The 18,319-nt window shown below is 40.2% G+C and carries 15 protein-coding genes and 1 rRNA gene; 14 read left to right on the forward strand and 2 right to left on the reverse strand.

Annotated features, from left to right (window positions below; all coding sequences use genetic code 11):
- The 8 genes from rrf to hisC form a co-directional block, all read left to right on the forward strand.
- Positions 1–108, forward strand: a 5S ribosomal RNA gene (gene rrf / locus FTU38_RS05400); the annotation flags it as partial.
- Positions 109–385: 277 nt separating this feature from the next.
- Positions 386–1,840 (forward strand): RNA polymerase factor sigma-54, encoded by a 1,455-nt coding sequence (locus FTU38_RS05405; protein WP_180110707.1) that lies wholly within the window; start codon positions 386–388, stop codon positions 1,838–1,840.
- Between the two features lie 168 nt (positions 1,841–2,008).
- Complete coding sequence (gene hpf / locus FTU38_RS05410) at positions 2,009–2,341, forward strand: ribosome hibernation-promoting factor, HPF/YfiA family (protein WP_078191195.1); 333 nt, start codon at positions 2,009–2,011, stop codon at positions 2,339–2,341.
- Between the two features lie 135 nt (positions 2,342–2,476).
- The gene (ibaG, locus tag FTU38_RS05415; protein ID WP_078191194.1) at positions 2,477–2,728 is read left to right on the forward strand and encodes a BolA family iron metabolism protein IbaG; all 252 of its coding nucleotides are present in this window, start codon (positions 2,477–2,479) and stop codon (positions 2,726–2,728) included.
- A 6-nt stretch (positions 2,729–2,734) separates the two neighbouring features.
- Positions 2,735–3,991 carry a UDP-N-acetylglucosamine 1-carboxyvinyltransferase gene (gene murA, locus FTU38_RS05420; protein ID WP_078191193.1) on the forward strand — a complete coding sequence of 419 codons (1,257 nt, stop codon included), beginning with the start codon at positions 2,735–2,737 and terminating at the stop codon, positions 3,989–3,991.
- Complete coding sequence (hisG, locus tag FTU38_RS05425; protein WP_180021457.1) at positions 3,991–4,692, forward strand: ATP phosphoribosyltransferase; 702 nt, start codon at positions 3,991–3,993, stop codon at positions 4,690–4,692. Before murA ends, hisG begins: the two co-directional genes overlap by 1 nt.
- A gap of 203 nt (positions 4,693–4,895) precedes the next feature.
- Positions 4,896–6,197 (forward strand): histidinol dehydrogenase, encoded by a 1,302-nt coding sequence (gene hisD, locus FTU38_RS05430; RefSeq protein ID WP_180110708.1) that lies wholly within the window; start codon positions 4,896–4,898, stop codon positions 6,195–6,197.
- 181 nt (positions 6,198–6,378) lie between these two features.
- On the forward strand, positions 6,379–7,476 hold the full coding sequence (gene hisC, locus FTU38_RS05435; RefSeq protein ID WP_180110709.1) for a histidinol-phosphate transaminase: 1,098 nt from the start codon (positions 6,379–6,381) through the stop codon (positions 7,474–7,476).
- 104 nt (positions 7,477–7,580) lie between these two features.
- Here the strand turns inward: hisC and pabB are convergent, their stop codons facing one another.
- Positions 7,581–8,921, reverse strand: coding sequence for an aminodeoxychorismate synthase component I (gene pabB / locus FTU38_RS05440; RefSeq protein WP_180110710.1), 1,341 nt, complete (start codon positions 8,919–8,921; stop codon positions 7,581–7,583).
- A 255-nt stretch (positions 8,922–9,176) separates the two neighbouring features.
- Here pabB and FTU38_RS05445 point away from each other — a divergent pair, with 255 nt between their 5' ends.
- The 6 genes from FTU38_RS05445 (at position 9,177) to FTU38_RS05470 (ending at position 17,595) form a co-directional block, all read left to right on the forward strand.
- Complete coding sequence (locus FTU38_RS05445) at positions 9,177–10,226, forward strand: DUF6160 family protein (protein ID WP_180110711.1); 1,050 nt, start codon at positions 9,177–9,179, stop codon at positions 10,224–10,226.
- A gap of 196 nt (positions 10,227–10,422) precedes the next feature.
- The gene (locus FTU38_RS05450; protein ID WP_180110712.1) at positions 10,423–11,256 is read left to right on the forward strand and encodes a C39 family peptidase; all 834 of its coding nucleotides are present in this window, start codon (positions 10,423–10,425) and stop codon (positions 11,254–11,256) included.
- Between the two features lie 60 nt (positions 11,257–11,316).
- On the forward strand, positions 11,317–12,516 hold the full coding sequence (locus FTU38_RS05455) for a hypothetical protein (protein WP_180009927.1): 1,200 nt from the start codon (positions 11,317–11,319) through the stop codon (positions 12,514–12,516).
- Between the two features lie 12 nt (positions 12,517–12,528).
- Entirely contained in the window at positions 12,529–14,193 is a 1,665-nt protein-coding gene (locus tag FTU38_RS05460; RefSeq protein WP_180110713.1) for an OmpP1/FadL family transporter, read from the forward strand.
- 14 nt (positions 14,194–14,207) lie between these two features.
- Positions 14,208–15,557, forward strand: a complete 1,350-nt coding sequence (filE, locus tag FTU38_RS05465; protein WP_180110714.1) for a putative pilus assembly protein FilE — start codon at positions 14,208–14,210, stop codon at positions 15,555–15,557.
- 22 nt (positions 15,558–15,579) lie between these two features.
- Positions 15,580–17,595, forward strand: coding sequence for a hypothetical protein (locus FTU38_RS05470; protein ID WP_180110715.1), 2,016 nt, complete (start codon positions 15,580–15,582; stop codon positions 17,593–17,595).
- A gap of 67 nt (positions 17,596–17,662) precedes the next feature.
- On the opposite strand, the gene FTU38_RS05475 is transcribed toward FTU38_RS05470, so the two are convergent.
- Entirely contained in the window at positions 17,663–18,211 is a 549-nt protein-coding gene (locus FTU38_RS05475; protein WP_078192366.1) for an NUDIX hydrolase, read from the reverse strand.
- Positions 18,212–18,319: the final 108 nt, after the last annotated feature.

Below are 18,319 nucleotides of genomic sequence, written 5' to 3' on the forward strand. Positions count from 1 at the left end.
ACAATAGCAAGAGTGAACCACCTGATCCCTTCCCGAACTCAGAAGTGAAACCTCTTAGCGCTGATGGTAGTGTGGGGTTACCCATGTGAGAGTAAGTCATCGCCAGCTCATTATTCGAAACACCCCCTTCAAAGCGAAGGGGGTGTTTTTTTATGCGTGGAGAAAAGGGAAAGAAAAATGGAGAGGGAAATAGAGTGAAATTAATAATATATCTAATTAAATAATTCATTTATAAGGCGAATTGTTCCTAATAAAAGAATAAATTAGCTGAATAATGAGTCTAAAAAAGACAAAAAATCGGGCGTTCTGTTCAAAATTATGCTATAAAAAATAAAACGGCATAAAAATTGCTTATAAAGTGCGGTTAATTATAGGGGAGTTATTAATGAAATTAGCGATGGGGTTAAAGGTTGCCAATTCCTTATCATTAACACCTCAATTACAACAAGCCATTCGTTTATTACAGCTTTCAAGTTTGGAATTGGAACAAGAAATTCAAATCCAACTCGACAGTAATCCTCTATTAGAGAAAGTTGAAGAACAAAATACCGTTGAAAGTTTAAATAGCTTACAAGAACAAGAAATGGAAAATAAAGACTTAACCAATGAATTAAATGCCGATCATTTGCCTGATGAATTACCAGTGGATACAGAGTGGGATGATGTTTATACGCATCAACCCACAAGTTTAGGTGCTGCTGAGTTTGAAGAGCGCGAAGATAATCGGCAGGGTCATCAAAGTTTACAAGCGCATATGCTTGAGCAAGTTAATCTTTTACACTTTTCTATGATCGATAAACTAATTGCACACTGTATTATCGATGCTTTAGATAACAAAGGTTTTTTAGATTGTGACTTAAATGAAATTACCCAATCTGTTCAGCATCTTTTAGACTCTATGGGTTATGAAGAAGAAGTCGAAGATGACGAAGTTTTGGTGGTACTAAAGCATATTCAGCGTCTAGATCCTGTGGGTGTAGGCTCACGCAATCTTGCTGAATGTTTATTGGTACAAGTTGAAAATCTTCCTGAACATATCGAATATCGATATGAAGCTATTTTATTATTAAAAAATTATGAGTTGCTGATTACCAATGAATTACCCAAGTTGATTAAGCAAACCGGTTTAAATACGGAACAACTTAAACTTGCCATTTCTTTGTTAAAAACCTTAAAAGCACATCCAGGGCAAGAGTTTGAAGATAAAGATTCAGACTATCAAATTCCAGATGTTGTGGTACTAAAAAAGAATGAACATTGGTTGGTACAGTTAAATCCTGATGTAATGCCAAAACTACGGGTGAATTCTTTCTATGCCAATATGATCAAGCGTGCTGATCAAAGCGATGACAATCAATATTTACGTAATCAAATGCTTGAAGCTAAGAATTTCATTAAAAGTATTGATGAACGACATAAAACTTTATTAAAAGTAGCAACTTGTATTGTTGAGCATCAACGAGCGTTCTTTGAACAAGGGCCTGAGGCAATGAAGCCTTTGGTCCTGCGAGATATTGCGGAAGAAGTTGAACTTCATGAATCCACAGTTTCCCGTGTAACCACAAATAAATATATGCTCACACCACGTGGATTATTTGAGTTGAAATATTTCTTCTCAAGTCATGTTGGAACATCGTCTGGTGGGGAAGCGTCTTCGACGGCAATTCGTGCAAAAATTAAAAAGTTGATTGCAGAAGAAAATACACGTAAGCCTTTGTCTGATAATGCAATTGCAGTTTTGCTTAATGCAGAAGGTATTGATGTTGCTCGTCGTACAGTTGCGAAGTATCGTGAATCGTTACATATTCCATCATCTTCAGAGCGAAAAGTGTTGATCTAAATTTGAAAATCTGACTATTCTAGAGGTTCATTATGACGAAATAATGAATCTCTTTTTTTATAAGGAATGGCCGAAATGATCTGATTGTGTAAATGTATGCTTCGCATATTGAGTTGGATGATTCGGCTTGAACTTTTCCAGTCCTGAAAGAAGGTGAGGGATAGAATTATGCAGATTACAATTCGTGGCCATCATTTAACAATTACGCCAGCAATAGAAGAAAATATTCGTCTTAAATTTGCGGAAATGACCAAACATTTAGATCAGGTCAATAGTATGCAAGTCAAACTGACTAAAGATCATCAGGTTGATAAACGTTCAAAAAAAGGTAGTGATAATCATATTGCGGAAGCGATTATACGATTACCTGGGACAGAACTTTTTGCACAAGCGTGCGCTGATGATATGTATACCTCGATCAAAAAATTGTCTGAAAAATTAAAAAAACAATTACATAAACATCGAAAAATGCAGCTCATTTATATGCCTTTAACGGTTTAGATTGTAAATTGTACAAAAAGAGGTTTTTTATAACCTCTTTTTTTATATATATAATGTATGTGACTAATGAATTATTTTTTAGATTTATAGTAAAATGACGGGTTTTACACCGTTAGTCCTATATGGGGTCTTGTGATGAATAGTGAACAGCTCACTGAAATTTTAAAAGCTGCTTTTCCAGAAGCTGAGGTTGCAGTTAGTGGGCAAGGCGGCAAATTTGATCTACGCATTGTCGATGATCAATTTGAAGGCAAACGTCCTGTTGCTCGTCAACAATCTGTTTATGCACCTTTGAACTCCTACATTGCCAGCGGTGAAGTACATGCAGTAACAATTCGTGCAATGACCAAAGAAGAATGGCGCAAAGCAAGCTTATTCGGAGCTTAATAATTAATGGATAAATTTCTGATTCAGGGCGGTACTAAGCTCGAAGGTGAAGTTCGTATTTCTGGTGCGAAAAATGCTGCATTGCCATTACTCGCTGCAACTATCCTTGCGGATACACCTATTACATTAACTAATGTGCCAAATCTAAAAGATGTGAACACCTTAGTGAAATTGATCGCAGGTTTAGGTGTTCAAATCAGTTATGAAGGTGATACGGTTAAGGCTGATACTTCTAGCTTAGATAATCAATTTGCACCATATGAACTCGTGAAAACCATGCGTGCATCTATTTTGGTGCTTGGCCCGTTATTGGCGCGCTATGGTAGTGCAAAAGTGTCTTTGCCGGGTGGATGTGCAATTGGTTCACGCCCTGTAGATCAACATTTAAAAGCTTTAGAAGCACTTGGTGCTGAAATTGAAGTTGAAGCTGGCTATGTGCATGCCAAAGTGGATGGTCGTCTAAAAGGTGGCGAAGTTGTCTTTGATATGGTCACAGTTGGTGGTACTGAAAATATTCTAACTGCTGCGGTTCTTGCAGACGGTGTCACCACGATTCGTAACGCGGCTCGTGAACCCGAGATTACTGATCTTGCTAATATGTTGATCAAGATGGGTGCAAAAATCGAAGGTTTAGACACAGATACTTTGGTTGTTACAGGTGTTGAAAGCTTACATGGCTGTGAATATGCCGTTGTTGCAGATCGTATCGAGACAGGTTCTTATCTTGCTGCTGCGGCAATAACTGGCGGTAAAATCAAAACCACGCATACAGATCCAAACTTGTTGGAGTCTGTGCTAGATAAATTTGAAGAAATGGGCGCGGAAGTTACGCGCGGTGAAGATTGGATTGAACTGGATATGATGGGTAAACGCCCGAAAGCAGTAAGTTTCCAGACTTTACCACATCCAGAATTTCCTACCGATATGCAAGCACAGCTGATGGCGGTGAATGCAATTGGTCGTGGTTTTGCCACAATTTCAGAAACGATTTTTGAAAACCGTTTCATGCATGTACCTGAATTAGCACGTATGGGTGCCAATATTCAGGTTGAAGGTAATGATGCTGTTGTTACAGGTGTAGAGAAATTATCTGCTGCACCCGTGATGGCAACTGATTTACGAGCTTCTTTCTCATTGGTTTTAGCAGCACTTGCCGCTGATGGGGAAACGTTGATTGACCGTATCTATCATATTGACCGTGGTTATGAAGATGTTGAAGCGAAGTTACAAGGTTTAGGTGCCCAAATTAAGCGAGTAAGTTAATGAGCGATATGAGAAACGATGATCCCAATTTTGACGTAATGGGCAATTTTGATCATGGTTTAACTTTAGCATTAAGTAAGGGACGTATCTTAAAAGAAACTTTGCCATTGTTGGAAACAGCTGGCATTAACTTATTGGAAGATCCGGATAAATCTCGTAAGTTAATTTTTCCAACGACCCATAAGCACGTACGTATTTTAATTTTACGTGCTTCTGATGTACCAACTTATGTTGAAAATGGTGCTGCAGATATTGGGGTGGCAGGTAAAGATGTGCTGATGGAGCATGGTGCACAAAATGTGTATGAACCATTGGACTTAAAAATTGCCAACTGTAAGTTAATGACGGCTGGTAAAGTCGGCATGGTTCGTCCGAAAGGTCGTTTAAAGATTGCAACCAAGTACGTCAATTTGACCCGTCAATATTATGCAAGCTTAGGCGAGCAAGTTGATGTGATCAAACTGTATGGTTCTATGGAACTTGCACCATTGGTTGGTTTAGGTGATTACATCGTCGATGTTGTGGATACAGGGAACACTTTACGTGCCAATGGTTTAGAGCCTTTGGAAGAAATCTGTAAAGTGTCTTCACGTTTAATCGTGAACAAGGCAAGCTTTAAACGTAAACAAACTTTGTTGAATCCAATTCTTGCACAGCTAGAAAAAGCCGTGGAAGAACGCGAGCAAGCAAAAAAAGCATAAGTCGTTAAATTCTTAGCGCTATGCTGACCAAACCGCTCAAATCTGGGCGGTTTTTTTATGAAAACTAAAAAATAATGATAAAACTGTATTTTCACTAATTTTAACGAAAGTTATTTTCAATAAAACTCCACATGAACACATGCGATAGATGTCCACAAGCTGCGCTAAAACAGGTAAACTAATCTTTTCCAATAGATTACCTTGTGGGTAAATTGATGCGACGTTTATCGACTCAAGATCAAAACTTCAAGCAAGCTTTTGCTGACTTGTTGGCTTTTGAAACTGTGAATGATCCAGAACTTTTAAAAACCGTTGACCAAATCATTGCTGATGTTCGTCAGCATGGTGATGCTCATGTTCTTAAATTGACACAGCAGTTCGATCGACATCCAGCGCATCAATTCTCAGAATTAGAGCTGACACAAGAACAGCTGAAAGCAGCATTTGATGGTTTAAGTTCAGAAGTGCGTGAAGCCTTAGAACTTGCTGCGAACCGTGTTCGTGAATTTCACCAAGCACAAAAGCAAGACGGCTGGACCTATGTTGATGCTTTAGGAAATACCCTTGGTCAAAAGGTCACACCGCTGGACCGTGTAGGTATCTATGTACCAGGCGGTTTAGCTTCTTATCCGTCTTCTGTATTGATGAATGCTGTACCTGCGCATGTTGCTGGCGTGCCTGACATTATTATGGTGGTGCCTGCGCCGAATGGTGATTTGAATCCATTGGTTTTGGCAGCAGCTTACTTAGCCGGCGTACACCGTGTATTTACCATTGGCGGCGCGCAAGCGGTTGCAGCATTGGCTTATGGTACAGAAACTATTCCATCTGTGGACAAAATTACTGGCCCGGGCAACCGTTTTGTTGCTGCAGCAAAACGTGCAGTATTTGGTCAAGTCGGTATTGATATGATTGCAGGGCCATCCGAAATTTTGGTCTATGCCGAAGGTCAAAATAATGCTGAATGGCTGGCAATGGATTTATTGTCACAAGCGGAACATGACACTGTGGCTCAAGCGGTATTTATTACGCCAGATGCAGAACTTTTAGATCAAGTTGAGCAATGGATTGAAAAGCATTTAGAAGCGTTACCAAAAGCGCATATTGCGCGTACTTCAATCGAAAACCGCGGCGCATTGGTTTTAGTCAAAGACCGTGCTGAAGGCGCCGAATTGATTAACCAAGTTGCGCCTGAACATTTGATGCTGTGCTTGGATCAAGCACAGGAAATGGCTGAAGATATCCGCCATGCCGGCGCGATTTTCATGGGTCGATATACACCAGAAGCGATTGGTGATTATTGTGCAGGTCCAAACCACGTGTTGCCAACCTCCGGCACAGCGCGTTTCTCATCACCGCTCGGTGTTTATGATTTCCAAAAGCGCTCAAGTTTAATCATGTGTTCTGAAGATGGCGTGAAAACTTTAGCGAAAACGGCTGATACATTAGCGCAGCAGGAAAACTTAGATGCGCATGCGCGTTCAGCACGCTATCGTTATCAGTAAGAAAATATAGACTAGGTGAAAAACTTAGTTTTCCAAAAATATAAACCTCTCCCTAACCCTCTCCTGAAAGGAGAGGGGAAATCTCATAAAATGAATATTCCTCTCCCTGAACGAGCTTTAAGGATTCCTTTAAAGCGAAGTGCAAGAGAGGTTAGGAGAGGGTGAGAAAGAGCAAAATAAAATGCCAAATATTACCGCTGAACAAATGCGTTTTTGGAGTCCTGATGTACGTGAATTAGAGCCGTACACACCGGGTGAACAGCCTAAAATCCAAAATATTTTAAAACTCAATACCAATGAAAACCCGTATCCGCCATCGCCAAAAGTGGTGGAAGCAGTTCAAAAAGTGTTGGCAAATTCTGCTGACGTTTTACGTTTATATCCAGATCCAGATGCGTCTGAGTTAAAGCAAGCGATTGCAAAACAGCAGCATGTACCTGTTGAGCAGGTCTTTGTCGGCAATGGCTCGGACGAAGTTCTGGCGCACATTTTTAAAGCCTTTTTTGTGCAAGAGCTGCCGGTTTTGTATCCAGATATTACCTACAGTTTTTATCCGGTATATAGCCAATTTTTTGGTATAGCTGCCAATACTAAAATTATGCCGCTGAACGATGATTTTGAAATTGTTATTGATGACTATAAACAGCCGAATGGCGGTATCATCATTACCAATCCGAATGCGCCTACCAGTATTGCTTTAGGTTTGTCTGCAATTGAGGAAGTGTTGCAAGCCAATCCGAATTCAGTGGTTGTGATTGATGAAGCGTATGTCGATTTCGGTGCGGAATCTGCTGTGGCTTTGGTTGCGAAATATGAAAACCTTGTGGTTTGTCAAACGACGTCTAAGTCGCGTTCACTTGCTGGTTTGCGTGTGGGTTTCGCGATTGCGCAGCCGCATTTAATCGCAGCGCTTGAGGCAGTAAAAAACAGCTTTAACTCCTATCCGATGGACCGTTTTGCGATTGCAGCAGCCGTGGCGTCATTTGAGGATCAAGCGTATTTTGAAGCGCAAAATGCCAAGGTGATTGTGAGCCGTGAAAAACTTGTAGAGCAGCTTTCTGAGCTGGGCTTTAAAGTATTACCCTCTGCGGCAAACTTTATTTTTGCATCATTGCCAACGAAAGACGCGGGTGAATTAGCTGCTGAATTGCGCGAATGCGGAATTATCGTGCGTTACTTCAATAAGCCGCGGATTAATCAATTCCTACGTATCACTATTGGTACAGATGAACAAAATCAGCGCCTTGTGGATACGCTTAAAAACGATATTTTGGCTTGATCTCTGCAAGCTCCGCGAAATGTAAATCTAGCCGAACCCTCCTTTTGAAAAGGGTAGTTGGGAGTGATTCATTAAAAAAGCGATTCAATTGAATCGCTTTTTTGTTATTCAGGTTTATGCCAGGTATTTAACAAATTCAGCATCGCTTCAACTTTATCAAAACATTCTTGATATTCAGCATCGCAATCTGATGCGATGGTGATTCCGCCGCCTGCCCACAGCGAAACCTGATCTTGGTATTTTTGAATAGAGCGGATCAAAATATTCCAAGAGCCCGTGCCATCGTGATTAAAATAACCCATCGAGCCGCAATAGGCACCGCGCGGGGCGCCTTCAAGTTCATCAATGATTTGCATCGCGCGAATTTTAGGCGCGCCGGTAATCGAACCGCCTGGCAGGGCAGACATCAGAACCTCAAAAGGGTGTACATCGGTTTTCAGCACGGCCTCAACTTCACTGACCATGTGATGTACCTGATTAAAACTTTCAATATCAAAAAGTTTAGGTGTTTTTACAGAACCTGTTTCTGCATAAACACTCAAATCATTACGCAGTAAGTCGACAATCATGACATTTTCAGCCATGTCTTTTTCAGATGATTTTAACCGTTGTTTTGACTGCGCATCTAACACTGGATCTTCATAGCGAGGCATCGTGCCCTTGATTGGCTTAGTAATAATCTTGCGTTCAGGCTTAAAATCTATAAAAAGCTCAGGAGAACAACTTAAAATTTCAAAATCATCAATACGTAAGTAGCCTGAATATGGTGCATCAGTCAGTGACCAAAATTCTTGAGCAGTATCTAAGAGTGAACCGTTTGCTTGAGCTGTGAACTCTTGTGTTAAATTAATTTGATAGCAATCGCCCGCTGTAATATATTCCTGAACTTGATCAAAGGCTTTTGTGTAGTCTGACTTGGACCATCTTGCAGTACATTTTTGCGTTAATTTAAATCGATCTTGAGCGATCTCGGTTTGAATTAGGTGATCAATGTAGTCGTAAATCTGAGCTGCAGAATGATCAGAACTATAAAAATACCAACCATCATTTTCTAGTCTTAAGTAACTAGAAAATTGCCCCAAAAACAAGCGAGGTTGCGCTTTGGCATGCAGGGAAATCTGTTGCTGCGCTGCATAATCATAACTAATAAAACCAGACCAGCCCCCAGAAAACCCACTGCCTAATTTTGTACATAAATCTTGGAAGGCGATATCTGGCAAGGGTTGAGTATCACATTCCTCATATTGATCTAAATTGGTACGGACATAAGTTTTAAGTTCATCATTCTTAAATTGCTGATATTGATTTGCCAAAAAGCAAATAACAGGTTGGTTTTGATCTTCTAAAAAAATCACATGTGACAAGGGTGCAAGCGCTTGCAAAATATTTTGAGCACTAACATTTTGTTTGAGAATAAATTTTTTAAAAGAAATCGGTTTTTGCATCAACAGAGAAATTAAATTTAAAGACTAAAATGGATTTTATACCATTCCTAATTCATTTGGCTTGCAAATACCGTTTATCGGTAAGAATTAGATTGCGACCAACGACAGTTGAACAAATTTCAGCTTGGATATAATTTAATCGAGCGAGCAAACAACTCAAGGAAAGATTTAACAGTTGTCACAAAATAATATTACAGCTGAATAAATCGAGTGGTTGAAAATCAAAAAAAATAAATACTCTTGGGAGAGTACCGTATGAAAAATTTCACTAAATTAGCTCTAGTTTCTTCAATCGCATTTAGTGCGAATGCTATGGCTATGCAAGCAATGGACGATGCTGCACTTAGTTCAACCACTGGTCAAGATGGTATTAACATCGGGATTGGTATTTCAAAAGTTGCAATCGAGAAACTTTACATTCACGATAATGACGGTTTAGCAACTGATGCAAAAAACGTTGTGACAGGTACAAAAGTTACTTTTGATACAACTACAACTCCTCCTACGCCAACAGGTTTTGCTGCAAATGCAGAAGTTTCTTCAACAAATATTGTTGGTGGTACAGGTGTAGCAGGTGCTCTTTTAATTAAGGGGAACGGGATAGCCGGTGATGCTAATGAAAAGCATGGTCTTGTAATTACTGCGAATTCACAAGCTTTGTTAGCAAGTCATAATTTGGCTGATTTACGTATTGACTCAGATGCTGGTAATTCTGCAAAAGGTGGAGCATTTGTTAATATTGCAGCACAAGTTTCGGGCTTAGATATTAAAATTGGTGAAATTGGTGTGACTGCATCAGGTACGGCTGGTACAACAGGTATTCGTCGTGGTGGTGATGATAGCAACTACAATGCAATTCTTTCTGGTTTAACTTTGAAAACAGGTCAGATGGCTGCAAATATTCAACTTGGTGCAGCTCCACAGGGTGCAATGATCAAATTGAATACAACTATGATTGGTGGTTTAGAGATTCAAAATCTAGGTATTCTGGATGCATCAACTAAAAACGCTACACGTGCTGCTGGTGAAATCTTTATTGAAAGCATAAAAGTTGCTGATGCGGGTAAAACAGACTTAACCATTAACCAAGATATTAGTGTTTATGGTGCAGAAGGAGCATCAAAAGGATATATTCAAATGGTGAGCAACTCTGGTCCAATTGATAACTATGTGAAAGGTGTTCATTTAGGTAGTCGTACTGCTGGTTCAATTGGTGATATCGAAGTTCAAGGCTTGCAAACATATTATAGCCCTAGTTTAGGTGTTTATAATCCAGGTTCTGTGATTACGATTTCTAGTAAGTAATTTAGAATAAAATAAGGCGCGTGTTGATCACGCGCTTTTTTTTACAAAAAAGTGCGGAATGACCCAACAAAGCATAAAAAAATGCTGTTTTTTTATAAAAAAAAAGGTATCTTGCATAATACATGGATGTAGAGCATTAGCTCTAAAAAATAATGAAAAAAGGCACATCATTGCCGATAACTAAAAGTTAGAACTTATGTTAGAGATAGCTGTGGGCTCGGCATTGATGTATTACTTTGCCAAAGAGTCCTTCGAATTAAAAGAAAAGCCAGTCGGAACAGTTCACTATACCGAAACATTGGATTCACGAAATGATTCCTTTACTCGGATGCACCGTGAAACTGTAAAAATTAAACCTGCCATTGAGGATCAATTTCGAGGCATTGTTCGGCAAGCCTATGACTATAGCTGTGGTTCAGCAGCTTTAACGACTTTATTAAATGGTTATGTAGGTACACAGCTGACTGAGCAACAGACCATGAATGGTTTGCTGAAATTTGGTGAAACTGAAAAAATTATCGAACGTCGAAGTTTCTCCTTATTAGACATGAAACGTTTTGTCGCTGCTGTCGGGCTAGAAAGTGGGGGCTACAAAGGGGAGTTTTCAGATCTAGTTAAGCAAGGTCAGCCTGCAATTGTTCCCATTTCATATGCTGGTTTTAAACATTTTGTGGTTTTTAAAGCCTATAAAGATGGGCGTGTTTATGTTGCAGATCCAGCACTAGGCAATATCAGTTTCGATGAAGTTCGATTCCAAGAAATATGGGAAAACAACACATTATTCTTAATCAATGTTGCGCCTGAGCAACGTAAAAATTTATTGGCTTTGCAAGATTCAGACTTGCGACATGTTGAAGATGCAACCGTGAACCGTTATGCATTGGTTGATATTCAGTATCCGCAGTTTTACATGGAAAAAATTGCAGACAAGGCATCTACGATACGACTTGATAAAAATATGAATGAAGAGTCGGAGTCTTATGGTAAATCGAATTACAACTTTCTAAGGCTTTACTATAAGAGTAAATAATTAGATGAATGCGTATAACAAAGCGTCAAGATTAAAAAAATAAAAACGGTGGGAAGGAACATGAATCGTAAATGGATGAACAAAACACTACTAGCCATGAGTATTCAAGTGGTGATGGGGGTTGCATATGCAGCTGAAGAGCCAAGTCTAGGAGAGTATGATCCGGTTGAGCAAGAGACAGTTGTTGAAGAGTCGGCATCTCCTGTTACGGCAACCCAAGCTGATACTACACATGAAGCTACTGCCGAGCCAGAAATTGGACAGTATGAATCTGTAGAAGAGCCCGTACAAGCTGAAATGCCACAATCCGAAGTCGCTACTGCCAATGAAAAAGCATCGACAGCACTTCAGCAACAAGAAGGTGATGCGAGCCAAGAAGCGAATTTACAGGAAGTATTTAGCTCGAATGAACGTCAGTATTCATTGATTAAAAAAGGTGAAATATCATCTTTTTACGATATAGATTACACCTATTACCGTGATACACAGCTTGATATGGAAATGGCACAAGGCCAGCTTTATCAACTACGTGTACAAGAAAATGCAACACATTCGATGACCAATACATTTACCGTGCAATACGGTGTAATGGATAATTTGACATTCTCTGCATCTTTGCCTTTAGTGGCGAAAACTGATTTATTAAAAGATACTTCAACTGCAGGTTTAGGGGATATTTCTTTAGGCGCACGCTGGGAACCATTCCCACTGAAGCAAGGTCGTTTGCCTCTTATTTTATTTGGTAATTTGTCCACGAAAACTGGTGATAGTCCATACGAAATTAATGCTGTAAATGATCTAGCAACAGGTAAAGGTTACTATTCTGCAGGTATCGGTGCCAGCACACGTAAATATATTGATCCCGTTGTGTTGTTTGCATCCGTCTCGGCAAACTATGGTTTCAAAGAAACTGACTTAAACCAACGTCGTGGTTCGCGAGTCATTGAAGAGTTTGAACCGGGGATTAGTGGCGGTTTTGCATTCGGTTTTGCATACTCGTTTAACTACGATGTTTCCCTTACCATGTCATATCAACAAAGTTTCAATACCGGCGCAGAATTTACGTATAGCAGTGGCGAATCCTATTCACCTGCAGACCAAACCAGTTCAACTCTAGCGATTTCTTTAGGTGTACGTGTATCTCCAGAGACCATTGTGAATGGTACGGTGGGGTTAGGTTTAACTGAAGATGCACCAGATGTGTCATTAGGGTTGTCTTTCCCGTTGGATATTCTAGGTTTTGGAAAAAAACTTCGTTAAGAGGGCTGTCGTATGCGTAAAATTCGACTCAGCCCACTTGTTAGTGCGATCGTTTTAACGGGCTGTTCTAGTGCTGCTTTTGCACAATTGGGTACCAACCTTTCAGTTGATGTACGGTCACTTGCATTAGGTAATGCAGTAACTGCGGATCCTCCAGGGATTAGTGCCGTGCATTTTAACCCTGCAGCATTAACCAAAATTGAAGGTTTGCAAACCGATATGCAGGGGATCATTGCAAACTTTGATATTCAACGTGAATTTACCGTTCCTGCGGGTTATAACGTCTTTGGTTATTCTGATGACCCAATGGTCTGTAATGATGGCCCTGAAGTAACGGCAGATATCTGTACGGACTTTAAAGATAAGGTTTCTGGTGATGTTGAATATGCATCCCTATATGTACCTGTCTTAAAAAAGATGGTGGATTTTGGTGCCGGACAACCCATTGCCGCGCCAACGATGGGAATTGCCTACAATCCACCAGGTTCTAAAGCAACATTTGCATCAGCCGTTTATGCGCCTTTGATTGCGGGTTTTGGTGCTGAAAATGGCAACCCAGGTAATTTCATGGGGCAACAAGTTGCTCTAGAGCGTATTACTTATCTATCGCCAACTGTGGGTTATCAAGTTAGTGATGAGTTATCGATTGGTGGTGGTGTAGGGATGTCCTATCAAGCCATTGGATTGAAATCAGATCTACGATTTCCCAATGAGTTGATCGGCATGTTAAGGATGATTGATGAAGTCGTCTGTACGCCATTCAAGGAAAATTCGGACATTATTACCGACATCTTGCTATTGGGGATGTGTAATACCGAAGAAGGAATGAATCCATTTGGCAAATTTGGTCAGATGGAATTGGCTTTAGAGCAGTCACTGAGCCCAAGTTATAACTTAGGGGTTTTGTGGGAGCCACGCGAAGATTTTAGTTTTGGTATGGTGTACCAAAGTGCAGCGAAAATGCGCATGAAAGGTCGTTATCGCATACAAAATGCGAAAGCACCTCAGGAGATGATTAAGGGATTAATGTCATCACCAACAGGTCAAATTTTAGCTGCCATTTTGGGTTTCCCAAATGCCGTACCAAACTCTGAGTCGGGTTTGGTTTCGATGGATTTTGAATATCCACAGCACGTACAGGCCGGGATCAAATATAAGGTCATGCCTGATTTACAAATCAATTTTGATGTGGGCTGGACGGATTATCGTGCTTGGGACAAATTCCGTTTTGAATTCGACCGTCAAATTTCAGCGCTGAAAATTGCAAAATTATTATCTGAAAATGTGACTGATAATTCTTTGGCCTTACCTTTGAAATTTACATCGCCTTGGAACTGGGGTATTGGTATTGAATATTCTGCAACAGATCGTCTGAAATTACGTGCAGGCTATGAACCACGGAGTACCTCTATTCCTGATGGTAAGCGAAATACCATGGTCCCAATTAATGGTGCGCAGCTCTTTGGTATGGGGATTGGATATCGTTTTGATGCAGATACGGATTTAGATTTATCAATCGGCTTTTTACGCAGTAAAGATAACATTCCAGCAAATACTAGTAGTCTTGCAAACTTAACCGGTGTGAATAACTTACTTTTAAACCCATATGCTGGACTGAATGTAAAAACCGATACGAAAATCACCATCCTAGGATTAAATTACAGAACTCGTTGGTAGGATAAGCAGACAGAATGAAAAGGATTTTATTCATAAAAACGTTACTTGCACTGTCTGTGGTGCAAGTGTCATATACCAACGCTGGGGGGTTTCATACCATTATTGGGCCAGATGGGCGCCCAATGGTGGTACAAGTGCAAGAAAAACCAGCAAAGAAACCTAAAGAAAGTCCAACTGCTAAAACGATAGACTCTCAACCTGTACAACAAATTATTCAACCATCCGTAAGCATTAGTCCGTCTCAAACCAAGACACCGATGACACGTCAAACGAGTCCAACAGCACAGGCTGTTGGACCGGTGAATTCTCAACATTTAAGTATACGCGAGCCGGAAAAACGGGATGAAATTAAAGCTGTCACAGTAGATAAAATTAAAGACGTCTCAGGGGATAAAGTTCGCAAATCTGAAAAGTCAGCACAAGCGGCAGATACGACAGCAAAAGTCTTGCCTTCAACCGCATGGACAGAAAATTTACAGCAATCAGAGCTAGCCCAACCTCGTGAAGCGTATCAGTCCACAGTTCTAGCTGAAAAAGATAAACCTGTCTTCGAGAAAAAGATCCTTGCTGAGAAAGTAGTCAGTACTGATCAATCCGTACAAACTTCAGGTGAAAACTTAGAAAATAATCCTTCAAAACAATTGACTAAGGCAAAACAAGAACAAGGCTTTTCGACCATGGCTGGTGAAAAGTATGTCAATAATGAATATCTTGAAGATAAAGAGTTTAACTTAGAAGGCAAAAAGCGCTTTTACACCATGCCCGAAGGCGTCATTGACAGCAAGATGGGGCAAACGCGGATGCAAACCATTGAACGTGAAAAAGGTGTCAGTCGCTCCGTCATTGATAATTTATTTAAACGTAATCAACCCGAAGATACAGGGCCGATCACTTTAGCCACATCGTATTATCGGGTCTCACAACCTGACACCATTCAAGGTTTAGGTCAGCAATGTTTTTCGAATAAAAAAATGAAGAAAGCCAAAGAGCTCGACTTGGCTCAAGATATTAATTTATGGCCTCGAGCACCATTGTCAGATGAATTTGACTATGAAGTCGTAAAACTAAAATCACCATTACAAAATATTCGTATACATTCATTTGCATCCAAAGTACAAAATCCTACATTTTATTGGCCATTTGCAGTATTTTTAGACAAAAATGGATGTGTCATGGAAGGCGCAGGTGGATTCAAAAATAACCAAGGTGAAGCGGATCATCTTTACCATGAAAAAATAGAAGGCGTGATTCAAGTGCCTAAAGGTAGCCAGTATTTATTCTTAACGCCTTTAGCAACAGCAATAGACGTCGATGGCCGCGTATTAACCAATCAAGGCCAACTTAAATTAACAGCAATCCGTTAAGGACATAAGAAAGAGAATTAGGATGAAAAATAAAATTTTATTACCGTTTGCTTTAACGGCATTGGTTGCAGCGCTCAGTGGCTGTGGCGGTGAAAGTGCAAATGTGAATCCTGAAATTTATGATACCAGTACGACTAATGGTACTTGTAAAAGTAATACCGAAGGCTGTGTCGAGTTTGTTTTAGATTATCCAATTGAAGGTCTGAACTTTAATTGTTCGAGCGACGTTAAAAATACCTATATTACCTTGTTTGATCTAAAAGAAGGTGTTTCGACAGGTGCTTGTAAGATTGGCGATACGGTAACTTTCTTTGTCCAAGGTGAAAAATCACGTCGAATTGATTTGGGTAAAGTAGATTTGAAGCAAATTTCAAATGTAGCCAGTGGCACGACACCCCCACGTTTGACCTTATTGGATTTGGCTGCCGGCATCGCGGGTAAACCTGCTGCAACGATTTCAAATAGCGACGCAACGGTTAAAGTGGCCATGCGTTTAGCCAAAATCATTCAAGCCTTGGCATTGAAAAATAATAGTGCAGTTACAGCTACAGACATCCAAGCGGTTTATATCAACAATGCAGATAAAGTTTTGATTGATCAAATCACTCGAAATGTCGCGACAGCAGATTTCAGTATCAGTTCAGATACGGAATTTAATGACCTGTTTACACCTTGGCTAGACCTGTCCGAAGTCAGCAATGAAAATGCATTTACCTTAGTTTCAAAACTCATGAATATCTCAACGGCTGCGGTATATCAGCCTGAGTTTGCGTTATTTTCAACTGATGGCGTGATTACCAATGCCAGTGGTTCAAATGGACTGGTGGGCTGTGATAAAAATGAATGTTTGCCGACCGATAGTTCAAAAGTCAATTTATTTGGTCATTTCATGTTAATGACGGACCGCCAAGGTATGACCTTTGGTAGTGGTTTACAGTGGAAGGGCAAAGTAGATCAACAGTTGAGTACCATTGGTGGTGTGAATGTCTTGCTCTTGACGCAGGTACGACCAACACGTTTAACAGCAACGCCACAGGACAATTGGATTGATCCGCTTACCAAGCAAATTGATAAACCTGGCATTCTGGGTTTCCGTCTTGATGCAGAAGAAGCCAACTCTGGCCCGCTGATTATTAAACAAGGGACGCTACTTGCCGACAAAATGGTGGTCGGTACGGGTGGAAGTTTATATAAAACGTTAATGGCTAAAAAAGATGATTATGTTCTGACGGCCGATGATAAGAAAAAATTAGGCCTGTGGGAGCAAAACATTAACCAAGTGCAATTTAAAGGCACGATGGATTTATACAAGCTTTATCCGTTATCGTATTTAGACAAAAAAGTCTTTAAGTCTGTTGAAAATGTTGCTGCTGGACAAAATTATATCTTCCCGTTGTATGCAGATTTAACCTTTAAATTTACCGATACTTCGATTAAAACAGTGAAATTGGGTGTGGTGATTGACCGTAATGGTGATATTCGCACAAATATAAAATCTGGCGTGCCAGACGATGTATTTACTCGTCAAGATAGCCAAATTGTCGACTTGTCTACACACGCGACGGAAGGCTGTAGCGGAAAAGATGTGCTTGACCCACTATTAATGAAAGATGACAAAGGTGTACAGCAATATCGTATCGGAACGACAACCCGTACCTTTACACCAGAAGGAAATATCAATCCAAATACCATTTCGATTCGTATGATTTTAGCTGACCCATATTTCCATACGCTTGATGGCGCGCTGATTGGAATGAACTCAAGTGTGAAAACATCTGCGGATACCACGATGGTTGTGGGCGGTGCTTTAGTGCAGTTACACAATATGATTAACGCCAATGCAGGCACGCGTCCATCTGGCGTTGCTTTGACGGATTCGGATAATAAAGTGGTGAAGTGGGGGAATAGTTTGGCCAGCTTTAGTTATATTTATAGCTTAAAAAATCCAAATGATACTGCTGCGGCTCAAACGGCGAAGTTAAGCGGTGGTGATATCTCTTTAGAGTTGGCCCCTTGTTACACCATCAAGGCAAAATAATCGTCAAATATGAGTAAAATAAAAAAGCCCATCAGTGATGGGCTTTTTTAATATTGAGAGCAGCAAATTAACCAGTGTGATCGAGTCGCGTACCAAGGGTTTCGAGATGCATTTCAAACTGACCTGTTTTGCGGTCAGCAAAATAATGCCGCAGCGTTCTTTCCACACTTGGAAAGGCTAAATCATCCCAAGGAATATCTTCTTCACTAAACAATCGTGATTCAATGGTTTCATCACCCGCACCAAATTCACCATTGATTAGTTCAGATTTGAACAAGGCATAAATTTGCCCAATACGGGGAATGTTATACATGCAATATAGTTGCTCAATGTTGACTTCTGCTTCGGCTTCTTCGCGAGTTTCACGCGCTGCACCTTGCTCCATTGTCTCATAGAGTTCCATATAGCCAGCGGGTAATGTCCATAGCCCATAACGTGGCTCAATCGCACGACGGCAAAGTAAAACTTGATTGTCCCAAACGGCTAAAGCACCACAAATAACTTTAGGATTCACATAATGAATAAACCCACATGCGGTACAAATACGGCGTATCTGATGATCTCCAAGCGGGATCGCTTCTTTTGTTTTTTGTCCGCAGTTTGAGCAAAAGTTCATATTCATCGTCATGGATTGTGTGAACCGTCAGAATAACTTAAAAATAAAACTTTGGCATCATTTCTAACCAGCTTGGCCGAAATTCAGCTATGATGAAAACAAGATAAT

Source organism: Acinetobacter sp. YH12098, from assembly GCF_013419235.1.
Classification (GTDB): Bacteria; Pseudomonadota; Gammaproteobacteria; order Pseudomonadales; family Moraxellaceae; genus Acinetobacter; species Acinetobacter amyesii.

Bases quoted from the DNA above. Each gene is read 5' to 3' on its own strand.
- FTU38_RS05405 (WP_180110707.1), top strand. From the start codon at position 386: ATGAAATTAGCGATGGGGTTAAAGGTTGCCAATTCCTTATCATTAACA.
- hpf (WP_078191195.1), top strand. From the start codon at position 2,009: ATGCAGATTACAATTCGTGGCCATCATTTAACAATTACGCCAGCAATA.
- ibaG (WP_078191194.1), top strand. From the start codon at position 2,477: ATGAATAGTGAACAGCTCACTGAAATTTTAAAAGCTGCTTTTCCAGAA.
- murA (WP_078191193.1), top strand. From the start codon at position 2,735: ATGGATAAATTTCTGATTCAGGGCGGTACTAAGCTCGAAGGTGAAGTT.
- hisG (WP_180021457.1), top strand. From the start codon at position 3,991: ATGAGCGATATGAGAAACGATGATCCCAATTTTGACGTAATGGGCAAT.
- hisC (WP_180110709.1), top strand. From the start codon at position 6,379: ATGCCAAATATTACCGCTGAACAAATGCGTTTTTGGAGTCCTGATGTA.
- pabB (WP_180110710.1), bottom strand. From the start codon at position 8,921: ATGCAAAAACCGATTTCTTTTAAAAAATTTATTCTCAAACAAAATGTT.
- FTU38_RS05445 (WP_180110711.1), top strand. From the start codon at position 9,177: ATGAAAAATTTCACTAAATTAGCTCTAGTTTCTTCAATCGCATTTAGT.
- FTU38_RS05450 (WP_180110712.1), top strand. From the start codon at position 10,423: ATGTTAGAGATAGCTGTGGGCTCGGCATTGATGTATTACTTTGCCAAA.
- FTU38_RS05455 (WP_180009927.1), top strand. From the start codon at position 11,317: ATGAATCGTAAATGGATGAACAAAACACTACTAGCCATGAGTATTCAA.
- FTU38_RS05460 (WP_180110713.1), top strand. From the start codon at position 12,529: ATGCGTAAAATTCGACTCAGCCCACTTGTTAGTGCGATCGTTTTAACG.
- filE (WP_180110714.1), top strand. From the start codon at position 14,208: ATGAAAAGGATTTTATTCATAAAAACGTTACTTGCACTGTCTGTGGTG.
- FTU38_RS05470 (WP_180110715.1), top strand. From the start codon at position 15,580: ATGAAAAATAAAATTTTATTACCGTTTGCTTTAACGGCATTGGTTGCA.
- FTU38_RS05475 (WP_078192366.1), bottom strand. From the start codon at position 18,211: ATGAACTTTTGCTCAAACTGCGGACAAAAAACAAAAGAAGCGATCCCG.